Here is a 3,071-nt window from a genome sequence, read left to right on the forward strand (position 1 = left end):
TTGTCGAAATAAGAGGACGGCAAAATATTTTTCACAATCCGTTTTATTGTACAGTATTTGTGATATAATTGTTCTGATGTGGTATTAAAATTTTCAATATAAAGTAAGATTACATGCTGATTTATACAAAATTTCAGACGTATGAATCAAGTGCTATATAGTGTTTGCAAGAGGAGTCAATGGATAAAAAACTACATGAGGGACACAGGCAAAGAGTAAAAACCAGATATTTGACAGAAGGATTGGATACTTTCGAAGATCATCAGGTGCTGGAGATGCTTCTGTTCTACTGCATTCCGATGAGGGACACAAATGAACTTGCCCACAAGATGATTAAGGAATTTGGCTCACTGGCAGGGCTGTTTGAAGCTAACCCGAAGGACATATGCAAACGGTGTGGAGTAAGTGAAAACACAGCTATTTTAGTTTCACTGATTCCTTCACTGGCAAGAAGATATTTTAAAGGAAAATGGGGAGACAAGCCTGTTCTTAACAGCTCGTCAAAGGCTGGTGAGTACGCTGTCTCTCTTTTTGCTGGCAGGACCTATGAAGCGTTTTTTGTGATATGTTTGGATGCACAGAACAGGGTTAATTATGCGGCATTGGTTCATGAGGGAACAATTAACGAGGCACCAGTTTATCCAAGGTTGATTGTCGAGACAGCACTAAGGCACCAGGCTAATAGTGTGATTTTGGCACATAACCATCCTGGGGGCAGCTTGCAACCTTCTCAGGCGGATATAGAGGTGACAAAAAGAATAACTGCGGCCCTTGAAGCTATATCTATAGGTGTTGTTGATCATATTATAGTTGCCGGAGAGAGATATGTTAGCTTTGCTGAGAAAGGTTTGATAAATGTTTGATATTTTTATATACTAAGCATATAGCATAATTTTACAGGACAAAAGAGGTGCAGTAATGAGCTTTTTTGATAATCATTACCTGTTTTCAGAAACATATATAAAAGAATACATAGAACAGCAAAAACACAAAGACATTACAGGCCAGGACATTTTGAATAAATACAAAACAATTAAGGAATGGCATGATGAATGCAGTGATACTAATTGGTTTACAGACTTTATCCGACCGGTCCTTGATACAATGGGTTTTAAATATCCACCAGTTAAGGACAATATAATTATATTATATACGAACCCTCCTGCTTCCGGAGATAGACCGGTTGCAGTGTTGTATGCCGTTTCAAAAGGATTTGATTTGGATTCAAAAAAGAAAGGAAAGTACTATGCTTTTAATGCAGTAAAGGCTGCAAAAGAGAATGGCGTTGAATGGGCTATGCTGACCAACGGGTACAAGTGGAGGGTTTATAACACCAGAAACGTAAGTCCGTACGAGAACTACCTGGAAGTAGATATTGAAAACAGCGTAAATAATATGGAAAGTCCAGATGAAGCGTTTACGCTTTTCAACCTGTTCTTTAATGTCAGGACATACTACCGTGAAGATGATGGTGAACTTGTAATTGAGAAAATCAAGGAGAAGTCGGATAAAAAGGCTGAACAGATTGAAGATTTCCTAAGAGGTAAAGCAGAAGAGATTTTAAAGGACCTGTGTTATGGTTTCAAAGAAAATATGGGGTATGAAAAGTATGACAGAACAACATGCCGGATGATTTACCAGGACGCGATTACCCTTTTGTTCCGCATGCTTTTCTTCGGGTATGCCGAGTCAAGGGGGCTGCTGCCATGCAATCAAGAGGATGTTGATTACAGGAACAACAGTTTTTTCAAGTTGTGTGAAGAAGCGAAGGATGTTTTAAATCAGGGAAAGGCACACGAAATTAAAAATGGCTTTGATTTCTGGGACAGACTGGATGAGCATTTGAGGATTTATGTCGACAGGACTTATAACGGCGGGCTTTTTGATAACAGTGATAAACCCATATTGAGGGAGTACAGAATTGCAAACGGATGGCTGATAAAGTGTTTAGCGGAGATAGCCTATAAGAAGGACAGAAAGACAAACAGCTATATTGAAAAAATTGAATACAAGGACCTTTCGGTGAGGAACCTTGGGTCCATATACGAAGGGCTTCTGGAATTCAATTTGTTTATCGCAGACGAGAGAATGGTAAAACGTATTTCAAAAGGAAAAGTACAGTATCTGAAAACTCGAGGACTTACTTTAAGGAAATCAGATGAACCAAACATTATCGAACCAGGAGATATATACCTTTCTCAGGATGCCACTGAAAGAAAGGATACGGGTTCATATTATACCCCTGAAGACGTGGTTGAATACATAGTATCAAATACAGTGGGAAGGAAGCTTGAGGAGCTTAAGAATGAATTGAAAGAATTATTAAAAACTGACTTTGACGCACTTGCGTACGAGCCCACCGATTCTGGAAAAAAGCGTATACAGAGGCGTATAGACGAAGAAACTGTAAAATTTATCGAAGATAAGGTTTTAAGCCTGTCGGTTATTGACAGTGCTATGGGAAGCGGCCACTTCCTGGTAAATGCAGCATACAGGCTTGCAAACGGAATTGTGGATATATTATGTGAGAATAATTGGGAAAGTGATGAGGATATTTACGTTGACATTGGACACTGGAAAAGAAGGGTTGTAGAAAACTGCATTTACGGAATAGATATAAATCCTCTTGCGGTAATGCTTGCCAAGCTTTCCCTATGGTTGATATCTGCATCCAATGATAAGGCTTTGTCTTTTATTGACCATCATTTGAAAGTGGGAAATAGTATTATAGGAACCGATAGGCATCATGTAAAGGTTAAAAATGAGAAATACCCAATATTTGAAGTGTCTTATGAAAATTATATGGATTCTGTAATGAAAAAGTATAAGGAATTAAAAAAAACAGGCAGCGCAACCAGGGAGGACGTAAAAAAACAGCAGGAAATTCATGATGAAATCAACCAGATGCTTGAGCTTGTGAAGAAAAAGTATGATTACTACCTGGCAAGCTTGTATGCTGGCGGAATTCAAGATGAGATGAAATTTGCTGATGTGTTGAGAAGCAAGGATATAAATGACTTCAAAACGGAAGAAATGGAACCGCTGTGGAAGATTGCAGAGGAAAAGAAATT

The 3,071-nt window shown here is 38.6% G+C and carries 2 protein-coding genes; both read left to right on the forward strand.

Annotated elements, in window-relative coordinates:
• The first annotated feature begins 179 nt into the window (after positions 1 to 179).
• Positions 180 to 863 carry a DNA repair protein RadC gene (gene radC / locus PLH43_RS13395; RefSeq protein WP_324363940.1) on the forward strand — a complete coding sequence of 228 codons (684 nt, stop codon included), beginning with the start codon at positions 180 to 182 and terminating at the stop codon, positions 861 to 863.
• Between the two features lie 55 nt (positions 864 to 918).
• A partial coding sequence (locus PLH43_RS13400; protein ID WP_324363942.1) for a DNA methyltransferase occupies positions 919 to 3,071 on the forward strand: 2,153 nt, incomplete at its 3' end.

This window comes from Acetivibrio sp. (assembly GCF_035371925.1).
GTDB lineage: Bacteria > Bacillota > Clostridia > Acetivibrionales > Acetivibrionaceae > Hungateiclostridium.